Source organism: Acinetobacter sp. YH12233 (genome assembly GCF_013417725.1).
Taxonomy (GTDB): Bacteria; Pseudomonadota; Gammaproteobacteria; order Pseudomonadales; family Moraxellaceae; genus Acinetobacter.
In genome coordinates, this window is the sequence record NZ_VPDK01000045.1 from 1 (window position 1) to 22,169 (window position 22,169).

A 22,169-nucleotide genomic window follows, 5' to 3' on the forward strand; every position below is an offset into this window, starting at 1 on the left:
TGAAGGTAAAGAATGTTGAAGGGTGCAATCTAAATTTTCAGATAAAGTCATAAAAAAATGAGCGTATTTACATACACTCATTTTTACTACATTTTACTAATATTTGCTTAACTGACTGGCATTACTCCTGATGGGGGCTTTTTTTATAGCGATAAAATACCTGAGCTACCCAATGAAATACTTTGGGATAGGTTATCTAAAATTAAATACAGCTATTTTTAACTGAGATTTCAATGATTTTTATACAATCCTGTTTCTAACCATCAGCTAGATCATGCTATGTTAAGCCAGCGATAACAATAATGATGCTCGACAGGACATCAAGACAAATCTCATGAAGCACTCTCTGCTACGATTCTGGACCCATTTTAAGTATCTGCCTTCTGCCTGGCTGCTATGCCTACAATTACTGATTTTGATCCTGTCGATGCTGAGTTATGACAGCGTGTCTTATCGCGCGGGTACATGGATGCTGGGAGTGGTGGTCTTGCTGGTGATTGCCAAGGTAATTCGTCAGACTCCGATGTTTACCATTCTGGGACTCATCTTTGTCGCAGGAGCCATCTTCTTTTCGTCATTAATTGTGTTGGGGCTGCGCTATACCTGGATCATGATCGTCGCGCATCTGTTTGAAGCCAGTGCCTACTTCAGTGCAGCGTATGGCCTGTTACGTTATATGTTTCATGACCGTTATCTGACCAAAGACGAACTATTTGCAGCGGGAGCAGTTTTCACATTGCTGGCTTGGGGCTTTGCTTTTCTCTATAGCATTTGCCAGTTATGGGTACCTTACAGCTTTTCGGACCCAGATCTAAAAGCTTATCAGCCGTGGCTGGATCTGCTCTTTCTGAGCTTTAGTGTACAGTCTGCTACAGGATTATCTGATGTGATGCCGGTCAGCCCGGTCGCACGGATGCTTGCCATTATCCAAATGTTTGTCGGGGTAATGTATCTGGCCTTGATTGTTTCCCGTCTGATTGCCTTACAGTATATTTCCCATCTTCCTAAACAGACTCATATACAACATAAGCATAGAAAGCCTGAGGAATAGAACGTACAGAGCTGCATAGCTTGGTTACAGTAACTTAACGGCTTTATTTTCCTGAATATTTTAAAATCTTAAGGTCCAAAACGTATCTTTGATCGTAATTCTCTCGATCAGAATGTTTTTACTTATCAATAATGCTTCAAGCCTCCCGGCATTCAATCTATTAAAAAAATGGGGGATCTATGCCTTCCAAACCTTCATCTTGGTTTGCCAATATCAATCCGAATGTCTTTATTAGTACAGTGGTGATTATCGCCATTTTTTTGGGACTGGTAATACTGGCACCTGATTCATTCGACCTGTTGACCAAGCAAATGAATGCGTGGATTACCACTTCATTTAGCTGGTTTTATGTCCTCTCCGTGGCGATCTTCCTGATTGTCCTGATTTATATTGCCCTGTCCGATATGGGGAAAATTAAACTTGGGCCCGACCATAGTCAGCCAAAATACAGCCAGGCATCCTGGTTTGCCATGCTGTTTACCGCAGGCATGGGGATCGGCCTGATGTTTTTCGGGGTTGCAGAACCGGTTATGCATTATGTCACACCGCCTGCTGGTGACCCGGAAACTGTACTGGCCGCACAGCAGGCTATTCGCGTGACTTTCTTCCACTGGGGCCTGCATGCCTGGGCGATTTACACCATTGTGGGTCTGTCATTGGCCTATTTTGCGTATCGACATAATCTGCCTTTAAAAGTTCGCTCCGCCTTATATCCACTGATCGGCAACCGGATTCATGGCCCAATCGGAGACGGGGTAGATACTTTTGCCACCTTAGGGACAGTATTTGGGGTTGCGACAACTTTAGGTTTTGGGGTGACTCAGATTAATTCGGGTCTGAATTACCTATTTGGAGTTGAGCAGACCCCCAGTACTCAGGTCATTTTGATTATTGCCGTCACTGTAATGGCATCAATGTCCGTATTTTTTGGTTTGGATAAGGGCATCAAACGCCTAGCTGAACTGAATCTGCTGCTTGCCTTACTGCTACTCATCTTTGTTTTTGTTACCGGTCCAAGCATCTATCTTCTGCAGACCACCATTCAAAACTCTGGCCAGTATGTTGCAAACCTGTTTAGTATGACTTTTAATCTGTATGCCTATCAGCCTAGTGGCTGGATTGGTGGCTGGACCATTATGTATTGGGCCTGGTGGATTTCCTGGTCGCCATTTGTCGGGATGTTTATTGCCCGAGTATCCGAAGGCCGCAGTATCCGTGAGTTCATTGTTGGGGTTCTACTGATTCCTACCGGATTTACCCTGATCTGGATGGGCTTTATGGGCAATGCTGCATTATTCAGTATCATGCATGAAGCCAATACTAATCTGCTTGAGGCAGTACAACGTGACTCCTCTGTAGCGCTGTTCGAATTTTTAGGTAATCTGCCATTTAATTCAGTCACCAGTATTATTGCTACGGTATTGGTTATCCTGTTCTTTGTCACTTCAGCAGATTCTGGATCATTAGTCACGGATTATCTCACGGCGAAAACCGAGAATTCACCGACTTGGCAGCGTCTGTTCTGGACCGTGTTAATGGCTTTATTGGCCATCATTCTGTTACTGGCAGGCGGGCTGGAAGCCCTACAGTCGGCTACGATTATGAGTGCCTTACCGTTCACATTCATTATGCTGCTGATTTGCTGGGGACTGATTAAGGCCCTGCATCTGGATGTAACGAAAATGCATGCGCTACAAGCTGCGCGTATTACCCCACGGGCCATTCAGAACCCGCGTAGCTGGCAACAGCGACTCGGTTTAATTATGCATTATCCGCATACGCATAATGAAGTACGTGATTATATTGATACGATGGTCAGTAAAGCCTTTAACAGTTTTCAGGCTGAACTGAAACGTCGTCACATCCAGGTGAAAATCTTTAAACTGGAAGATGGGATCGAGTTACGTGTCGATCATCAGAATGAAATGAACTTTATTTATCAGGTCATTGCTACCCAGACTTTAGCACCGAGCTTTATGCCGGATGCAGATTCTCCGCAATCTTATCAGGCAGAAGTCTTTTTAAGGGAAGGGGGGCAAAATTATGATGTGATGGAATGGACTCAGGAAGATTTGATCCAGGACATTATTGACCAATATGAACGCCATTTGCATTTTTTAAGTCTGGTCCGTTCTCCGGAATAGATATTTGATCCAATAAAAAAGGACGCTGATGCGTCCTTTTTTTACTCAGTCACTAATTCAGAAATTAGAAACGGAATTTAGCATTTAAGCCTACAGTTTGTGTATCACGAACTACAGCATTTTGAGCAAGATTTGCTTCGTAGTTTGAGTTCACATAACTAGCACCTACAGCAACTGCTGGAGTGATGAAGTAGTTTACGTTTGCGCCCCAAGCTTTGTCTGGAGAGTTAGCGTAGCTAGATTCCATATAAGATGCACCAACGCTTAATTTAGGGTTGATGTACAAAGTAGTACCTAGGTTGTAAGCAGTATCTTCACCGTAAACCAAACCGCTTTCGAAGCCAAGTGACATGTTAGTGCCGTCAATTGCGCCTACATATTTAGTACGAGCAGTGATTGCATCTTGGTCTTCAGCGATTGTTTGAGACTCAATAGCAGCTTTAGCAACGCCATTGTTGAACATGTTGAAAGCGTCATAAGAAGTTTGGTCTGCAACGCTTGTGTAACCTACAGCTACCAGGAAGTTAGGAATAGGGAGTACACCTACTTCTAATGCATAACGGTCGCCATTGTCATCATTTTGGCCACCTTTACCATCAGTAATTGTATGGCTATAAGAAGCGCTTGCATAAGCAGGAACAACTTTAGTTGGGATGTAAGCTTCACCTTTCACACCGAAAGTATGAGAAGTCTGGTCTCTATCATCAGCATCTACATCATATTCGCCATATGTATAAGCAGCAGAAACGTTAGATGCCTGGTTGATGAAAGCAGCTTCAGCTAAAGGGCCTTTAGAAGCGTCTACATCTTTGAAGTAGTAAGTACCTTGAACAGCACCAGTGAAATCTTTGTCATTTACAGTGTTGTCGATGAACTCTGATTGACCTTGAACTTCGAATTGATATGCTTGAGCACCGGTCATGGCTAATAATAAAGCAGTGGCTAAACCGAGTTTTTTCATGATATTTACCATTTTGTTACAAAAGATGTACAACAGGAACGTATTGTATTGTGACAATTTATTAAGTCAATCCAATTCGAAATCGCTATTTTTTTGTACAAAATCATTGTATTGATTTTGTTTAATAGTCTTTTAATTAGAAAATTTAGTTATTTTAGAAAAAAGCTTAAATAACAATGTTGTATACTAAATAAATTGTTACATCCAATCAGGAAAATGAATTAATAAAGGATTTTTTGATTGTTTAATTAAGTTGAATAGTGGATTTTAATTCAAAAAACCAATTTATTTATCATGAAAATAATCATGTTTATTACACTGAATTTAAGAGAGGCGTAAAAACTGTAATATAAAGCAAATTTATGAAAGAATTGATCGGTTTAGCGACAAAATCAGGGTTATAATGTGATGTATTTCACTGTTTTGTCTATAAATTGTGATATGTCATAAATCCTAGTAAATTAATGTGCTTTACATTGTTACCAAATTGACTGATAATAAAAAAATCAGGTTAGAGTTCATGTTTTTACATGATAATTTGACTGATTCTCCACATATTTTTGTTTTTATCGGCCCAGCTTTCCCCAAGGTTGGGCTTTTTTTTGCCAGAATTTTTTAGAAGCATCAGTCTACGAATTACTTCATAAAAGAAGATTAAAAAAACAAGTATAGAAAGCCGTCAAAGATGATTCTTAAATGCACATTAATGGTGCATTAATTCAATTTAAAACTAGCCTTATTTTATAAAATTGCAAAAAAAAACCTCAATTTCTATAAAGAATTGAGGTTTTTTCGCCAAAATTTGCGGGTAAATCAAAAAATCTGCTGAGGAATAATTTAACTCGCCCTAATGCGGTGCATTATGCACCTAATTGTTGCACGTGTAAATAGTTCAGAAAGCGAGTTTTTTAATTTTCTTATATTTTAAATTATGAAATTTTCATTCCTATTTATGTTTTAGTGATAATAGATGGAAAATCCTGAAAATATACAGAGCTAAAACCTTCTGAAAATCAAGGTAATTGGGAAGAAATATTGATGATGAGTAGACGTTTATTTGTATAATCTATCTACTATTAAATGGGGAGTCCTTGATCCATGTGAAGGACTAAAAATCAAGATGAATACTTTACACTCTGAGAAAATCAGCAAACATCTGTACTGGTCGATGTCGATCATTATTTTATGTTTATTGTGTATTTGTATTCCCTTTATTATTGATAGTACTCAACATTATTTAAAATCAAAACAAACCTATCAGCAGCTTTATGCCTTACAACAGGTCACCGATCTCGCCAATAAAATCTCCCGGGAACGGGCACCTGCCAACAAAGTAATGTCCAGCTCGGTTGAGGAATTTGCCAAACATCAGCAGGAGTTAAGCGATTACCGTCAGGAAGTCGATCAACAGATGCAAATTACGGCTCAGGCACTCGATCAGGTTGGTTTTAATCACCTAAGCCAGCAACTTTTATCTGAATTGAAACCAAGCTTGCAGAATGGACGTCAGCAGGTCGATCTCTATACTCAAATACCTCGCCCGGAACGTACTGCACAGGAAATGGATCAGGCTATTCTCGCCATGTTTACTGCCTGGGATAGCAGCCGTAAAATTCTGAAAGGAGTAGTGATTGCCTCTGCTACGCCATCTGCCCGTTTGGATAATTACATGAGTGAAATCCTATTTTTATCTGATCTCAGGGATCAATCGGGTCGGGTAGCGTCAAATGTTATGGCTCATGTGACATTTGGAACCCACATTCCAGAGCAAAACATTACCCGTTCCTTACAAGTCCAGCATCAGGTACGTTATCTCTGGGATATCATTGATACGCTACAGCCTGTTCAGGACAAAACTGATGAGTTTATTCGTTTACATCAGTGGGTCGGAACTGAATTTATCCAGCAAGGTTTACCGATTGTGGAGCGACTGATTGAAGATAGCCGCCAGCAGCGTCCTTATTATTTAACTGGAACCCAGCTGACTGAAGCTATTGTAGATAAATTTACAACAGTGATTGATTTGCAGAACTATTTACTGCAATACACCAAAGATGTGGCTATTAAGGAAATGCGCCATGGTCTGAATCATTTGATCTGGACAGTGGCCTTATCTGGAATTTCCCTGATTACGGCAATTTTGACCATGATTTTTGCGCGTAAACGCATCTTTATTCCTTTAATTCGCGCACGTAAAATTTTATTTGATTTGTCCACTGGGTCTGAACGGAAGCAAGCACCATCAAAACTAAAAACAGACCGGCCTACTGAATCCTTATTTACAGCAATTCAAAAACTGCAGCATACGCTGCAAGAGCGTGAAGCATTAGAATTTCGACTGAAAAATATTGCCCATTCCGATTCCCTGACTGGACTGGCTAACCGTTTTGCGCTCGATGAATATATCCGTTTTATGGAAACGCATCCGACCCAGTTTAAGCGAACCTGCCTGATGATTATTGATATTGATCACTTCAAACAGGTCAATGATCAATATGGGCATATTATTGGTGATCAGGTTATTCAGCTGGTTGCAGAACGCTTAAAAGCCAATGTTCGAGCTTCGGATCTGCTGGTTCGCTATGGCGGTGATGAGTTTCTGGTCCTGATTGAAAATATCGAGATGCAGCATGCTTTCATGCTGGCGAATAAAATCCGGACCGAAGTCGCTGAACATTCTATTCTGACCGCAGCTGATGAAGATATTTATGTATCGGTGAGTATTGGGGTAGCGATTGGTGCAGAGTCATGGATTGCTTTACTGGAACAGGCCGATGAGGCGTTATTTAAGGCCAAAGCCAAAGGACGTAATGTGGTGGCTGAGGTTTAAACCACTTAACTGAATTTTTTAAGCTAAACAGTCTGAAGAGTCATAATTTTATAATTTATATTGTTAAAAAATAAAGTAAATTTCATTGAAGTTTTTAAAAAATATAAAAATTTAGGGGATCTTAAAATGAGTAAAAATTGTATTTTCTGTCAAATGGTAAAAGGGGAATTGCCATGTCATTTAATCGATGAAAATGATGATTTTATGGCGTTTCTTACTATATTTCCCAATACATTGGGCGCAAGCGTAGTGATTCCAAAACAGCATTATTCCAGCTATGCCTTTGAACTGAGTGACCAGGTGCTGACAAATCTGGTTTTATATACCAAGCAGGTAGCCCTAAAATTGGATCGTTATTTTGATGACGTTGGCCGAACAGCAATGGTGTTCGAGGGATTTGGTGTCGATCATGTGCATGCCAAGCTATTTCCAATGCATCAGACTAAAAATACCCATGAAAAATGGCAGCCAATTAATTCTTCAGTCGATAAGTATTTTGATGCTTATGAGGGCTATATTTCATCGCATGATGCTCGAAGGGCGGATGATCAAGCGCTGGCACAATTGGCTGAAAATATTCGCTCAATCGCATAGTCAAAAATAAAAGCCCCCTCTTTTTAAAAGAGGGGCACTCTCTCCTTTTTCAAAGGAGGATTGGAGAGAATAAAATTACTTCAATAACGGCTTTAAGAATTTCCCTGTATGTGAAGCCTTAACTTTCACAACATCTTCCGGAGTACCTTCCGCGATAATCATACCGCCACCCGCACCACCTTCAGGCCCAAGGTCTACCACCCAGTCTGCAGTCTTGATCACATCCAAGTTATGTTCAATCACAACAATGGTATTCCCTTTATTGCGTAGCTCATGCAGGATGTCCAGCAGCTTGGCAATATCATGGAAATGCAGACCAGTGGTTGGCTCATCCAGGACATACAGGGTTTTACCGGTATCCCGTTTGGCCAGCTCACGTGCCAGTTTTACCCGTTGTGCTTCACCACCAGAAAGGGTCGTCGCTGACTGACCTAAACGGATATAGCCCAGACCAACCTGATGCAAGGTTTCCAGACGACGATGAATCACTGGAATCGCATCAAAGAAATGCATGGCATCTTCAACGGTCATCTGCAATACATCAGAAATATTCTTGCCTTTGTAGTTCACTTCCAGCGTTTCACGGTTATAACGCTTGCCATGACAGGCGTCACACGGCACATACATATCCGGCAGAAAGTGCATCGCTACCTTAATCATGCCATCACCTTCACAGGCCTCACAGCGTCCGCCTTTCACGTTAAACGAGAAACGGCCAGCGGTATAACCACGCGCTTTGGCTTCCGGAGTCTGTGAAAACAGTTCACGAATTGGAGTAAACAAACCGGTATAAGTTGCTGGGTTCGAACGTGGCGTACGGCCAATCGGGCTCTGGTCAATATCAACCACTTTATCCAGAAATTGCAGACCATCAATTGAGTCAAACTTCTCAGCAGTTAGCGTGGTTGCACCATTCAGCTGAGTCGCTGCTAGTGGCAACAGAGTCCGGTTAATCAACGTAGATTTACCAGAACCTGAAACACCGGTGACACAAGTCATGATTCCCAATGGAATGGTCAGATCGACTTTCTTCAGGTTATGCCCGGCAGCACCCATCAATTTGATCTGTTCTTCCGGTTTTGGTGGCTGAACCCGTTTTTTCGGCACTTCAATTTTCAGTTTGCCAGACAGATATTTACCGGTCAGGGAATCTTTATTTTTAGCGAGTTCCTGATAGGTTCCTTCTGCAATCACATGACCGCCATGCACACCGGCACCCGGACCAATATCAATAATATGGTCTGCAGCACGAATTGCATCTTCATCATGTTCGACCACTAAAACGGTATTACCGAGATCACGCAGACGAATCAGGGTTTGTAACAGGCGATCATTATCACGCTGATGCAGACCAATCGAAGGTTCATCCAGCACATACATCACACCCATGAGGCCAGCACCAATTTGTGAAGCCAGACGGATACGCTGTGCTTCACCACCAGACAAGGTTTCGGCAGAACGGGACAGACTCAAATAGTTCAGACCGACAGATACTAGGAAATGCAGGCGTTCACGGATTTCCTTGAAAATCTTGTCCGCAATTTCACCACGCGCACCTTCCAGATTAATGCCCTGATAATAGCTCTCGGCATCGCCAATCGACATGCGAGTAACGTCGGCAATGGTCTTGTCCAGAATTTTCACATTACGCGAGATTTCATTCAGACGTGAACCATCACAAGCATCACAAGCGGCATTGGATAGATACTGCGCCAGATCATCACGCACATAATTGCTTTCAGTTTCGCGGTAACGGCGTTCCAGATGCGGCAAGATACCTTCAAATGGCATCACCCGGTTATGACGACGACCACGTTCATCAATATAGCTCAGGTCAATTTTTTCTTTGCCGGTACCGTAAAGGAATTTCTTCTTGGTGTTGGCATCCAGTTCATTCCAAGGCGTTTCTAGAGAAAAACCGAAATGCTCGGCTACTTTTTGCAGCATGCCATAATAATACGGACGCTGACGATCCCAGCCACGAATCGCACCTTGGCTGATGCTGACTTCCTGATTGGGAATCAGTTTGTCCGCACTGAAATGGCTGCGGGTACCCAGACCATCACAGACCGGGCAGGCACCAAAGGGATTGTTAAATGAAAACAGGCGTGGCTCCAGTTCTGCCACAGCGCGGTCACATTCCGGACAGGAGTGTTTGGCAGAAAATACGCGATCATCATTTTCACCTTTCATCCAGGACAAAATCGCAATATCTCCACCGAGACGCAGCGCAGTTTCAAAACTTTCTGCAATCCGGTTACCGAGATCATCACGCACCTTAAAGCGGTCAACCACGACTTCAATAGTATGTTTTTTCTTTTTGTCCAACTCAGGTGGCGGATCAATTTCCATGATCTCGCCATCGACACGTGCACGCACAAAGCCTTGGCTTTGCAGTTGCTCAAATAACGCTGTGTACTCACCCTTACGTTCACGCACGACAGGCGCTAACAATAACAGCGCAGTGCCTTCTTCCAGTTCTTTAACCGCATCGACCATTTCAGTTACGGTCTGTGCCACCATGGGCAGATCGTGTTCCGGACAGTAAGGTGTACCTACGCGTGCATAGAGCAGACGTAAATAGTCATAGATTTCGGTAATGGTACCTACAGTCGAACGCGGGTTATGACTAGTCGATTTCTGTTCGATAGCAATGGCTGGGCTTAAACCCTCAATCGAATCAACTTCCGGCTTTTCCATTTGCGAAAGGAATTGACGCGCGTAGGCAGACAGAGATTCTACATAACGGCGTTGACCTTCCGCATATAACGTATCGAATGCCAGTGAGGACTTACCTGAACCAGACAGTCCCGTAATCACCACAAACTTGTCGCGTGGAATATCAAGGTTCACATTTTTCAGGTTATGGGTACGTGCACCTCGAATACGGATGTGACTTTGGCTCATGCAATGATCCTAGAAAATTCATCAAAAACCTTTATATGATACCGAATGAAAAATGTTCAAGTGCAAATAAAAGTATTTTAAACGTCAAGTTGTGTCGGATATTGGTCAAAAGATCAGTACTAAAGCAACTGGGGGAAAATGTAGATTAGATTTGCTCTTTTCCAAACATCTAATGGATGAAATTTCATGATGCATAACTCCATCGAAATTAGCTTCACTTTCCATCATTTAGGGTTTGGCTTAAAAATAAAAAAGCCCTGTATTAAACAGGACTCAGTCAATAGAAACTAAAATTAATCATCCAGACCTAGCCATTGGCGTTGTTCATAAGCACTATCCCAGAACAGCCATTCCAGACGTGCTGCATGGGTATAGGCCTGATGCATTTTTTCCAGAGTATCAGCATCGACCCGCGCTGCCACCCGATCCACAGTAGCAATTACATTGCGTACCGCTGTATGAAAATCCTCACCGGCATAGGTATCAATCCAGGCCTGATACGGATTATTCGGCGCTGCCTTATCGACAATATCCTTACCCACTTCTGCATAGATCCAGAAACATGGCAAAAGGGCAGCTAGAACCACCGGATAACTTTCTGCCCAGGCCGTTGCCTGTAAATAAGAAGTGTAATGATGGCAGGCCAGAGTCAAAGGTGTATTTTCAAATTGGGTTTTGCTGATGCCAAAATCCTGCATAAAGCCATCATGCAGGCTGCGTTCGACCACAATGGCAGTTTTAGCGGCTTCACTGAACTGAATTACATCATCTGCTTCAAAAGCTTTGGCTGCACAGACCGCCAGCGCACGGCCATAGGCCAGTAAATAATGCGCATCCTGAATCACATAATGACTAAAAGCTTCACGGCTTAATGTTCCCTGCGCCAGCTGCTGGTTAAAAGGCAGCGCCAATGTCTTTTGATAAAGTCCGAGATTACGTTGCCATACGTCTTGAGAGAAACTCATACTGAAATCCTTAGCAGTTGAAGTCAAAATATCCAGCACTATAGCAAAGATGAATCTGTTTAAAAGATCAGCAAATCTGAAAAGCAGAAAATACCTAAAAATGGTTCAGGAAGTGCTTTGGTTTAGGCGGCAAAAGTTTCATAATTGGGACAACTTTGAGTCTTAGTATTTCTCTACGTTTAAAGAAATGCATTTAATGAAATTTATCTAAGGTCGATATATATGTTGAAACACTTTGGTTTCTCAATCGTATTTTCGATCGTGTGCCTTGGTTTGTCTGCTTATTGGGGATTCACCCATGGTCCGGAAGCGGGCCTGCAAACCATGTTCACAGCACTGACCATCACCGCTATTCTGGCGATTATGGAAGTGTCGTTGTCGTTTGATAACGCGGTTGTCAATGCATCCGTCCTGCGCGGTTGGGATCATTTCTGGAAAATGATTTTCCTGACGGTCGGGATTCTGGTTGCAGTTTTCGGGATGCGCCTGATTTTCCCGGTGGTCATTGTGGCCGTGACTGCGGATATGGGCTTTATGGAAGTGGTGCAGCTCGCCTTAAATGCACCAAAAGAATATTCGGCTAAACTGATGGCACATCATGCCGAGATTTCTGCCTTTGGTGGTGCCTTCCTGATGCTGGTATTTCTGAACTTCTTCCTGGATGAAGAAAAAGACACCCACTGGTTCCGCATGCTGGAACGCCGTCTGGCGCATCTGGCAAACGTTCCGGCGATGTCAGTCTTTATTACCCTGATTGCCTTATTAATCATGGATTTTCAGGTCGAAGAAGCAAAACGTCTGGATGTTATTCTGGCAGGGATCTGGGGAATCGTGATTTATATCGGGGTACAGGTCCTGAGCCATATGTTAGGTGGGGAACCGGAAGTAGACGAAGAGGGCAACGCCGTTCGTCATGATGCTGAAGGCGTACCGACTGGCGTGGTGAAAGCCGGCTTTGGTGGTTTCCTTTACCTAGAAGTACTCGATGCATCTTTCAGTTTCGACGGGGTAATCGGGGCCTTTGCGATTACATCTGACGTGGTAATCATCATGCTAGGCCTGGCCATCGGTGCGATGTTCGTGCGTTCGATGACTATTTACCTGGTCGATAAAGGCACGCTGGATGCCTATATCTATTTGGAACATGGCGCGCACTATGCGATTGGTGCTCTGGCATTTATCATGCTGGCAAGCAGTACCGGTGTACATATCCCTGAAGTGGTGACTGGTCTGATCGGTGTGGCTTTCATTATCTGGGCAGTCATTGCTTCGATCCAATATACCAAGCGTCAGTTATTAAAAGCAGGCAAATAGCCCCGTGATCGCTGAACAGAAGCGTAGCTCCGGCTACGCTTTTTTATCCATTGGAGCGTAAAACCTCGTGGTTCAGCACGAGGATATAAGCGACTGGAGTAAACCACATGAACGACACGAAATGTCGTTTTAAATACTTGTACTATAGTCACTATTAAGAAAAATACTGTTAAAATAATTGGATGAAGACACTCAAATTACGCATAAAAGACAAACATTGCAAGGTGCTAAATCAGTTAGCATCCGAAGTAAATTTTGTTTGGAATTATGTCAATGATTTGTGTTTTAAACATCTTCAAAAAAAACAACAATTCTTTTCAGCATACGATATTGCAAAATACACGAAAGGCACATCGAAAGAATGCAACTTGCACAGTCAAACTATTCAGGCAGTGACAGAAGAATTGGTCACAAGACGCAAGCAGTTCAAAAAAGCAAAACTAAAATGGCGTGTCAGTAATAAAAAATCAGCTAGACGTTCACTAGGTTGGATACCGTTTAAAAAGGTTGCAATCAAATATGCTGATGGCTGTGTTCAATATGGTAAACACCAATTCAAGTTATGGGATAGTTACGGTTTAAGTCAATACAGGGTTAAAACAGGCTCATTCGTTGAAGATAGCCGAGGCCGTTGGTATGTATGTCTTGTAGTTGACAATGCTAAAACAGAGAAAACCACCGCTAAAACCTCAATTGGCATAGATTTAGGTTTAAAAGATTTAGCCACTTGTTCAGATGGTGTAAAACTTAAAGCCCCTCAAATCTATCGGAAATATGAACAAAAACTTGGTATTGCTCAACGTGCAAAAAATAAAAAACGAGTGAAAGCAATTCACGCCAAGATTAAAAATGTAAGACAAAACATGCTGCATCAATTCAGCCATAAACTAGTAAAAGAACATGCAGCAATCTTCGTTGGCAATGTGAATGGCAAAGCATTAGCGCAAACCAAACTAGCCAAGTCTGTGTTAGATGCCAGTTGGACAACACTAAGAACCATGCTCAAGTATAAATGCGAGAACGCAGGGGTATGGTATGAAGAAGTCAATGAAGCCTATACCACCCAAACTTGTTCGTGCTGTGGCTCACGCTCCAGTAGTCCGAAAGGTAGAGCAGGTTTAGGAATAAGAGAGTGGCAGTGTGGTGAGTGTGGTAGCTCATGGGATCGGGATGTAAATTCCGCACTGAATATTCTTGCGCTCGGGCATGAGCGTCTAGCAGTAGGAATCCCCTTGCTTTAGCTGGGGGAGGATGTCAATTTTCAGATAGTCCTCATCTTTATTTCAAATAAAATTCATGCATTCCTTTGAGCGGAATGGCCTATAATCTACGCATCAAGATTAACTAACTCGATCGCCAGACTTTATGATGAATGCCTTAGAACGTCGCTCGACCTTTGCCCTGAGCAGTATTTTCGCACTGCGCATGCTGGGGTTGTTTATGATCATCCCTGTATTCTCGGTAGCAGGGCAGTCATATGAATATGCTACGCCGGCACTGATTGGTCTGGCGGTGGGTATTTATGGCCTGACACAGGCCATTTTACAGATTCCGTTTAGCCTGATTGCAGACCGCTATAGCCGTAAGCCACTGGTGGTTTTGGGCTTGTTGCTATTCGCTCTAGGTGGTGCGATTGCTGCAATGTCTGACACCATTTATGGCGTGATCATCGGTCGTGCGATTGCGGGTGGTGGAGCAGTTTCAGCAGTGGTAATGGCCTTACTGGCCGATGTGACCCGCGAAGAAAACCGCATGAAAGCCATGGCGGTGATGGGCATGAGTATCGGCCTGTCCTTTGTGGTGGCCTTTACCATGGGGCCGTGGGTGACAGGACTGGTCGGCATTTCCGGTCTGTTCTGGGTGACCACCGTAATGGGCTTGGCTGCGATTGCGATGTTGTTGATGGTCCCTAAAGTTACCCGTCATCATAAAAATTTTCAGCAGGGCTATCTGGAGCAGCTAAAACAGGTCCTGAAAATGGGGGATCTGAACCGTCTGCATATTTCAGTATTTACCCTGCATTTGCTGCTCACAGCCATGTTTATTTATGTGCCATCGCAACTGATTGAAGTTGCTGAACTGCCATTATCGAGCCATGGTTGGGTCTATCTGCCGCTGCTGGTCGTCAGTCTGTTTTTTGCCTTCCCGAGCATTGTACTGGCAGAGAAATATCGCAAGATGCGCAGTATTTTCCTGACAGCGATTGGCGGGATTATTCTGGGTCTGTTGATCATGATTTTTGGCTTTGAATCCAAATATGTGCTGATCGGTGGATTAGGTTTATTCTTTATTGCCTTTAACGTCATGGAAGCCTTATTGCCCTCATGGTTGTCCAAAGCAGCCCCGATTCAATCTAAAGCCACTGCGATGGGCGTGAATGCCAGTAGTCAGTTTCTGGGCGCGTTTTTTGGCGGGATTATCGGTGGACAATTGTTGTTACTCAACAACACTTCGCTCGGTTGGAGTATTTTATCGGCAATTGCTATAATTTGGCTGCTCATGAGTTTTGGGTTGGCTCAACCACGCTATCTTTCATCGCTCGTGCTTCGTCTGCCAGAGAGTAAACAAACAGATGAATGGACTTCTCAACTTTTGGCGATTCGTGGTATTGAAGAGGTTGTGGTCATGTCTGAACAGCAAGTCGCCTTTGTCAAGGTCGATAAACAGCAGGTTGATGATGTTTCGCGACAACAATTAACGCACTTGTTAGGTAAAGAGGTAGCCATTTAAACATAACTCTTATAAAGTAAAATATAGAAATAAATAGGAAGTGTACGTCTGATGCGTGGTGTTAATAAGGTCATTTTAGTTGGTACTTTAGGTCGAGATCCTGAGACCAAAACTTTCCCAAATGGTGGTTCTCTCACTCAATTCTCTATCGCAACCAGCGATTCATGGACTGATAAAAATACGGGCGAACGTAAAGAGCAAACCGAATGGCATCGTATTGTGCTGCATAACCGTTTAGGTGAAATTGCACAGCAATATCTGCGCAAAGGTTCTAAAGTTTATATCGAAGGTTCATTACGTACCCGTCAATGGACAGATCAAAGCGGTCAAGAACGCTACACAACGGAAATCCGTGGTGAGCAAATGCAAATGCTGGATTCTGGTCGTCCACAAGGCGAGCAGGGCGATAATGGGTTTAACCAGCCACGTTTTAATAACAATAACCAGGGTGGCGGTTATAGCAATAATTCACAAGGTGGTTATGGCTCAGCGCCTCAGCAAGGCGGTTTTAACAATAATCAGGGCAGTGGTTATGGCAACAATAACCAAAATAACCAGGGTGGTTATGCGCCGAAGTCTGCACCTGCTCCAGTAGCAGCACCTGCAGCCGATCTGGATGATGATCTTCCGTTCTAATCCCGACATTAGAAAGGCAAATCATCATCAAAACCCGCCATTTGGCGGGTTTTTCATATCTGGGTTCTTCTATTTTTTCACTGAGACCCACATCGTGATCACCGCCCGAAACACAACTTCTTCTGCAGTATCTTTAATTTCTACATTGACCAGATAATCGCTGCCTTCCTTCCATATAAAGTTAGGCTCGGCGGGTGTCGCAATCGCAACTAGGTCAGTAGTAGCTTTTTTGACATATTCGACCTGCATACCCTTGGGAATCCAGCGATGAGTTTTCGGAACGGTTGAATCGGTCATGGTGCCGCCTGCCAGTTCAGCCATATTGCACATGGCAATCGCGTGTACAGTGCCTAAATGATTCAGCACGGCACGGTTTCTTGATGCTCACTGCACAATAACCAGGCTTTAAATCTTCAAATAGTGGAGAAATACTGCCGAAATAGGGGGCTTTTAGACAAAGTAATTTAGAAAAAAGATATTTACCGGCTGGCTTATTTTCTAGGCTTTTCCAGATTTTTAGGGCTTGGCTCATCTATAACTTCCTGTATATTAGATCTCTTTCATAAATCAAAAAACGATCTTCTTTTTGGTTAATATTTGCACTCCGGATTTCTTGGCATTCGTGCATAATCTGCGGATGAAATACATCGATTCAAACAAGCTTTCTGATCCTCAGTTCAAGCGATACACAGGCATCTCATGGTCAACTTTCTATTTGATGGTTGAGCAATTGCAGAAGCATGTCTCTGCCAAAGGCAGACCGCCCAAGTTAAGCCTGGAGGATCAGGTTCTGCTCTGTCTAAGCTATTGGCGGGAATACCGAACCTTATTTCACGTTGCGACGAGTTACGGGGTTTCAGAGCCCACAGCCTCAAGAATTGTCCGTCATGTTGAAGACTGCCTGATTCGGTCCAATCTGTTTAATTTACCCAAAGATTTACCCGAGGGCGAAGGCATCGACTGGAATGTTGTGATCGTGGATGCCACAGAAATTCCAATCCAAAGGCCTAAAAAAACAGAAGAAAAGCTATAGCGGCAAGAAAAAGACCCACACTTTCAAAGTACAGGCCATCATTCATTATCAAACTCAAAAAATCCTGAGTTTATGTACGAGTCGTGGTGCCGTACATGATTTCGAACTCTTCAAACGTAACTTGAATCAGATTCCTGCAGGTGCATTTATCCTTGCGGATAAGGGTTATCAGGGAATTTATACAGTGTATCCAAATAGCCTGTTGCCATTAAAAGCCAAAAGACACTGTAAATTGGATCCTGAATTGAAAATCTATAATCAAGAAATCAATAAAAGAAGAATCGGAATTGAGCATGTATTTGGCAGCCTGAAAACCTTCAAAATCCTTGCTGAGCGTTATCGAAATAGAGGTAAAAGGCTTGGTTTGAGATTCAATTTAATCGCTGGAATCTACAACTTGGAACTGAGCAAAAAATGATTTATGAAAGAGGTCTATTATTTTTAATCAGAATAATATTCTCATACAGAATATTATTCTGTATTGGCGCATCTGACAAAAACCAGACATCAGGCTGCCAGCCTGCTTTTAAAAATAGAGAGGATTTAAATATTAAAGATGCAAAACATGGAATTGCTGGAAAGGATTTTTAAGGGAAGACGAGCTTTACTCAAACGTCAGATTCTGGAATGCTCATTGACAGAATTTCTGCGTACAGGCATTGCTGCGACTACGATTGAAATGATTCGTGATCAGGCCGATACCAGTATCGGGGCGATCTATCATCATTTTAAAAACAAGGAGGGGATCATTGCAGCACTGTATATTGCAGCGCTCACAGATCAGTCAAAGCAGCGTTTGCAGGCTCTGTCACAAGTTCAGGGTATTGAACAAGGCATAGAGGCGGTGATTCAGAGTTATATCGATTGGGTCGTAGCGTATCCTGATTTTGCCCGCTTTCTTTATGCCGCGCATCATACAGTTCAAAGCAGTGATTTCAAAAATGAGTTACAGCAGTCGAATCAGCAGCGCAATCAGGAATTAAAGCAATGGCTGGCTCAGCAGGCAGATATCGGGCAATTACAAGCTGTTCCCTTAGAACTGCTTATGTCACTGATCATTGGACCCACTGAAAGTTATTGCCGGAGCTGGTTATCTGGTCGAGTTCAAACCTGCCCTAAATACTATGCAGCAGCCTTAGCAAAATCGGCCTGGCAATCTATACAGCATTTTCAAGAAAGTGAAGCCGCCAAAATCGATTAAACAAATCAGAAAGATAAAAATAAAAGGAATTATAAATCTAAAAAACCGATAGTTTTTATGAAAAGTTACGGTTTTACCTGTTGGTGGTTTTTGCGTATTCTTAACTACATGAAATGAACACACACTTTCACGAATAGATAGGAATAGACTTATGAGTTTAATCAATACTGAAGTTAAGCCATTCAACGCAACTGCTTACCACAATGGCCAATTTATTGAAGTGTCTGAGCAAGACATGAAAGGCAAATGGTCTGTAGTATTCTTCTATCCTGCTGACTTCACATTTGTTTGTCCAACAGAATTAGGCGATCTTGCTGATCAGTATGCTGAATTCCAGAAACTGGGCGTAGAAATCTACTCAGTATCTACAGACACGCACTTCACGCACAAAGCTTGGCATGACACCTCTGACGTAATTGGTAAAATCCAGTACCCAATGATCGGCGATCCAACCTGGACTTTGGCGAAAAACTTTGAAGTGCTGATTGAAGCTGATGGTCTGGCGGATCGTGGTACTTTCGTGATCGATCCAGACGGTAAAATCCAGATCGTTGAAATCAACGCGGGTGGTATCGGTCGTGATGCACAAGAACTGCTTCGTAAAGTAAAAGCGGCTCAATATGTACACGCTCACCCAGGTGAAGTATGTCCTGCAAAATGGAAAGAAGGTGAAGCGACTCTTGCTCCTTCAATCGACCTGGTCGGTAAAATCTAATTCGATAACACGTTATCGAAGTTGAAAAAACTCAGCCCTCAGCGCTGGGTTTTTTATTGTCTACCGGAATTGAAATAATAAACTTAAATGGTATAACCTCTATGACCTTCTGCCGCAGCACGCAAGCCTTCAACCAGATGTTCAATCAGTTTTTCCATGACCAGACGCTGGCCTTTGCGTGAGACATAGACCAGTTGGACAGTACCCATATTGGAACACCATTCTGGCAGGATGTGAATCAGGCGACCTACTTTCAGATCTTCTTCCACGGTTAAATAAGGCAGATCGGCAATGCCCAAGCCATCCAGTGCAGAATAATACACACCAGCCAGATCATTACTTTTGATTCGCGGTTCCAGTGGAATATCCATTTGTTCCTTGTTATTCGTGTGATATAGATGCCACTGATAATGCTGTTTTTGAGTGCCGAGAACGATAGTAGGAAAATTATTGATTTCAGTTGGATATTGTAGCTGTTGACTCTTGAGCAGTTCCGGGCTGGCGACCAGACAATGTGTAGTTTTAATCACATCCCGAACCACGATGCTGGAATCTTCATTGGCCTCAAAGTTGGTGCGGATGGCAAGGTCAATATCATCATGCAGTACATCGACGCGGCGGCTGGTGATTTCCATTTCGACCTGTACTTGCGGATAGGCTTTTAAGAATTCATTCAGTAACTGGCGAATCTGGAAACGCATCATCACTGAAGGGCAGCTGAGCTTGACCAAACCTTGCGGTTCGCTTTTCTGCTTGAGTAGGACACTATGGGCACATTCCACCTGCTGAATCAGCTTTTCACATTCCTGATAAAATTCTTGACCAAGTGGTGTCACTTTAAAATGCCGGGTTGAACGCTGAATCAGGGTAACGTTAAAACGTGCTTCCAGTTCCAGAATACGACGACTGAGTTTGGACTTGGTGATGCCAGAGGCGTCACTGGCTGCACTAAAACCACCATGCTTTACCACTAGGTAGAAATAATAATAGTCATCAAAAGAATGCACGTTTCACCTCAATCGCCCTGTGTTTATGCCATATCCATCATAGGGGAAATCTGACTTGGGCTATATATTTTCTAGCAAAATCTCATTTGATTTTTATACTAAAAAGCGACCCATGGGCCGCTTTTTTAAGTTGTAGCAGATTATTTCTGTGTTGTGTTCTGGTTATAGCTATTGATCAGGTTACGGTAATCTGGGATATGGTTGCTGAATAAAGTACCCAGACCTTCAATATCATTACGCCAGTCACGGTGCAGTTCACAAGCCATGCCAAACCAGGTCATCAACTGCGCACCCGCCTGAGACATACGATTCCATGCCGAGTCACGGGTCAGATGATTAAAGGTACCTGAAGCGTCAGTCACCACGAATACGTCAAATTCTTCTTCCAGTGCAGACAGAGCAGGAAAGGCCACACAGACTTCAGTCACGACACCAGCAATAATCAGTTGTTTCTTACCTGTAGCTTTTACTGCTTTGACAAAGTCTTCATTATCCCAGGCATTGATCTGGCCAGGACGGGCAATGTACGGTGCATCCGGGAACATGTCTTTCAATTCAGGTACTAGGGGACCATTTGGACCCTGTTCAAAACTGGTCGTCAGAATCGTTGGCAGATTGAAATATTTTGCCGCTGCAGCCAGTGCCAGCACATTGTTCTTGAATTTGTCCGGGTCAATATCACGTACCAGCGATAGCAGGCCAGTTTGATGATCGACCAGCAATACAGCTGCATTGTCCTTGTCTAAACGCACATAGGGTTTTGCCATTTTTATTTTCCTCTAATGAAATCAGGTGAGCAGATCAGCCACTGATGGCGACATGCGGTGATTGCATGTTAGAGATAAAAATAGGACAAATTAAGTCTAAGTTCCGGGACAGTTAATCTCAAAAATAGAATAATGGGAAAATTAAAATAAAATTTAGTATTTATTGGTGACAATTTTCATGATTTAAACCTACTATTGTCTTATATTTGGGATACTGCATTTCAGTAGCCTAGTGTCGAGTACTGCCTGTAAAGCATACAATGGCTGCATGTTCATCCTATTGTATATAGGAGTAAAAGATGAAAAAAGTCATTGGTGTCTACCGTAATCAAAACATGCACTGGGTCGGTGACGGCTTCCCGGTGAAAAACCTGTTTTCTTATGATCGTCTGGGGCAGGCCATTAGTCCATTTCTACTGCTGGACTATGCAGCGCCGTATCATTTTGCATCGACTACTGAGCAGCATGGTGTAGGTTCGCATCCGCATCGTGGTTTTGAAACTGTAACCTTGGCTTATCAGGGTGCAGTGACCCACCAGGACTCCAGTGGCGGTGGCGGTACGATACAGACCGGTGATGTACAGTGGATGACCGCAGGCGCAGGTGTAGTGCATGAAGAATTTCATTCTCCAGATTTTGCTCAAAAGGGTGGCCTGTTTGAAATGGTTCAACTCTGGGTCAATTTGCCAGCCAAAGGCAAAATGACTGCACCACGTTATCAGGCCATTACTGCAGCCGAGATTCCACGGATTGAAATGAATGAAGGTGCAGGACATATTCGGGTGATTGCCGGAGAATTCGGAGGTCATTATGGCCCTGCGCATACCTTTAGTCCGGTAAATGTCTGGGACGGCGAGCTAAAAGCAGAGTATGAAACTACGTTACATGTACCTCTCGGACATAATGCTTTGCTGGTTGTACTGGCGGGTGAGCTGGTGGTAAATGGCAGTCAAAAAGTCCTGGATAGCTCTATTGTCATGTTTGCGCGCGATGATGATCCTGAAATTCAGCTACAGGCCTATCAGGACACTAAATTTCTGCTCTTGACCGGTGAGCCGCTGAATGAACCTATTCAAGGCTATGGCCCATTTGTGATGAATACCAAGGAAGAAATTATTCAGGCATTTCAAGATTTTAATCAGGGTAAATTTGGTGAAATCGCGGTACAGGCCGAATAATACAGTCAGTTGTCTTGTCCTGAAATAGATTGACAGTATTCCACTTCAAACCGAGTTAAGCAATTAGCTCGGTTTTAGTTTGCTCATACGTCTGATTCGGGGTGTTCATATTTAAACTTAAATGTGGTCTATAGCA

Annotated in this window: 18 protein-coding genes and 1 pseudogene; 13 read left to right on the plus strand and 6 right to left on the minus strand. The window is 43.1% G+C overall.

Features of this window, described 5'->3' with window-relative positions; all coding sequences use genetic code 11:
* Positions 1-334: 334 nt before the first annotated feature.
* Both FTV12_RS14445 and FTV12_RS14450 read left to right on the plus strand, forming a co-directional pair.
* Positions 335-1,051 (plus strand): ion channel, encoded by a 717-nt coding sequence (locus FTV12_RS14445; protein ID WP_159123809.1) that lies wholly within the window; start codon positions 335-337, stop codon positions 1,049-1,051.
* A 179-nt stretch (positions 1,052-1,230) separates the two neighbouring features.
* The gene (locus tag FTV12_RS14450) at positions 1,231-3,195 is read left to right on the plus strand and encodes a choline BCCT transporter BetT (RefSeq protein WP_180034248.1); all 1,965 of its coding nucleotides are present in this window, start codon (positions 1,231-1,233) and stop codon (positions 3,193-3,195) included.
* A 64-nt stretch (positions 3,196-3,259) separates the two neighbouring features.
* Here the strand turns inward: FTV12_RS14450 and omp33-36 are convergent, their stop codons facing one another.
* Positions 3,260-4,156: a porin Omp33-36 gene (gene omp33-36 / locus FTV12_RS14455; protein WP_180034249.1), complete on the minus strand. Its 897-nt coding sequence runs from the start codon at positions 4,154-4,156 to the stop codon at positions 3,260-3,262.
* A 1,120-nt stretch (positions 4,157-5,276) separates the two neighbouring features.
* Here omp33-36 and FTV12_RS14460 point away from each other — a divergent pair.
* Positions 5,277-6,986, plus strand: coding sequence for a GGDEF domain-containing protein (locus FTV12_RS14460; RefSeq protein ID WP_180034250.1), 1,710 nt, complete (start codon positions 5,277-5,279; stop codon positions 6,984-6,986).
* Positions 6,987-7,112: 126 nt separating this feature from the next.
* Positions 7,113-7,580 (plus strand): HIT family protein, encoded by a 468-nt coding sequence (locus FTV12_RS14465; RefSeq protein WP_166139514.1) that lies wholly within the window; start codon positions 7,113-7,115, stop codon positions 7,578-7,580.
* Between the two features lie 75 nt (positions 7,581-7,655).
* Here FTV12_RS14465 and uvrA read toward each other — a convergent pair whose 3' ends face one another.
* Complete coding sequence (uvrA, locus tag FTV12_RS14470) at positions 7,656-10,487, minus strand: excinuclease ABC subunit UvrA (protein ID WP_180012433.1); 2,832 nt, start codon at positions 10,485-10,487, stop codon at positions 7,656-7,658.
* Positions 10,488-10,780: 293 nt separating this feature from the next.
* Positions 10,781-11,452, minus strand: a complete 672-nt coding sequence (gene tenA, locus FTV12_RS14475; RefSeq protein WP_180017533.1) for a thiaminase II — start codon at positions 11,450-11,452, stop codon at positions 10,781-10,783.
* A gap of 222 nt (positions 11,453-11,674) precedes the next feature.
* Between tenA and FTV12_RS14480 the strand changes: the two genes are divergently transcribed.
* The 4 genes from FTV12_RS14480 to ssb all read left to right on the plus strand — a co-directional run bounded on the left by FTV12_RS14480 (position 11,675) and on the right by ssb (position 16,132).
* On the plus strand, positions 11,675-12,766 hold the full coding sequence (locus tag FTV12_RS14480) for a DUF475 domain-containing protein (RefSeq protein ID WP_004781554.1): 1,092 nt from the start codon (positions 11,675-11,677) through the stop codon (positions 12,764-12,766).
* Between the two features lie 182 nt (positions 12,767-12,948).
* Positions 12,949-14,007 (plus strand): RNA-guided endonuclease TnpB family protein, encoded by a 1,059-nt coding sequence (locus tag FTV12_RS14485; RefSeq protein ID WP_159123703.1) that lies wholly within the window; start codon positions 12,949-12,951, stop codon positions 14,005-14,007.
* Between the two features lie 124 nt (positions 14,008-14,131).
* Positions 14,132-15,496 carry an MFS transporter gene (locus FTV12_RS14490; RefSeq protein WP_034170221.1) on the plus strand — a complete coding sequence of 455 codons (1,365 nt, stop codon included), beginning with the start codon at positions 14,132-14,134 and terminating at the stop codon, positions 15,494-15,496.
* A gap of 51 nt (positions 15,497-15,547) precedes the next feature.
* On the plus strand, positions 15,548-16,132 hold the full coding sequence (gene ssb, locus FTV12_RS14495; protein WP_159123705.1) for a single-stranded DNA-binding protein: 585 nt from the start codon (positions 15,548-15,550) through the stop codon (positions 16,130-16,132).
* A 69-nt stretch (positions 16,133-16,201) separates the two neighbouring features.
* Here ssb and FTV12_RS14500 read toward each other — a convergent pair.
* Positions 16,202-16,664 (minus strand): annotated as a pseudogene (locus FTV12_RS14500) (hotdog fold domain-containing protein).
* A gap of 105 nt (positions 16,665-16,769) precedes the next feature.
* On the opposite strand from FTV12_RS14500, the gene FTV12_RS14505 reads away from it, so the two are divergent.
* From FTV12_RS14505 to ahpC, 4 genes are all read left to right on the plus strand, one after another.
* Positions 16,770-17,165 carry a transposase family protein gene (locus FTV12_RS14505; RefSeq protein WP_008306679.1) on the plus strand — a complete coding sequence of 132 codons (396 nt, stop codon included), beginning with the start codon at positions 16,770-16,772 and terminating at the stop codon, positions 17,163-17,165.
* Positions 17,113-17,583 (plus strand): transposase family protein, encoded by a 471-nt coding sequence (locus FTV12_RS14510; protein ID WP_180034251.1) that lies wholly within the window; start codon positions 17,113-17,115, stop codon positions 17,581-17,583. Before FTV12_RS14505 ends, FTV12_RS14510 begins: the two co-directional genes overlap by 53 nt.
* A gap of 138 nt (positions 17,584-17,721) precedes the next feature.
* A complete protein-coding gene (locus FTV12_RS14515) occupies positions 17,722-18,366 on the plus strand; it encodes a TetR/AcrR family transcriptional regulator (RefSeq protein WP_180034252.1) in 645 nt (214 codons plus the stop codon).
* Positions 18,367-18,517: 151 nt separating this feature from the next.
* Positions 18,518-19,081, plus strand: coding sequence for an alkyl hydroperoxide reductase subunit C (gene ahpC / locus FTV12_RS14520; RefSeq protein WP_005232609.1), 564 nt, complete (start codon positions 18,518-18,520; stop codon positions 19,079-19,081).
* Between the two features lie 83 nt (positions 19,082-19,164).
* Here the strand turns inward: ahpC and FTV12_RS14525 are convergent, their stop codons facing one another.
* Entirely contained in the window at positions 19,165-20,088 is a 924-nt protein-coding gene (locus FTV12_RS14525) for a LysR substrate-binding domain-containing protein (protein WP_180034253.1), read from the minus strand.
* A 140-nt stretch (positions 20,089-20,228) separates the two neighbouring features.
* Complete coding sequence (gene ycaC, locus FTV12_RS14530; protein WP_180002495.1) at positions 20,229-20,855, minus strand: isochorismate family cysteine hydrolase YcaC; 627 nt, start codon at positions 20,853-20,855, stop codon at positions 20,229-20,231.
* A gap of 299 nt (positions 20,856-21,154) precedes the next feature.
* On the opposite strand from ycaC, the gene FTV12_RS14535 reads away from it, so the two are divergent.
* Positions 21,155-22,033, plus strand: a complete 879-nt coding sequence (locus tag FTV12_RS14535) for a pirin family protein (RefSeq protein WP_180034254.1) — start codon at positions 21,155-21,157, stop codon at positions 22,031-22,033.
* Positions 22,034-22,169 lie beyond the last annotated feature (136 nt).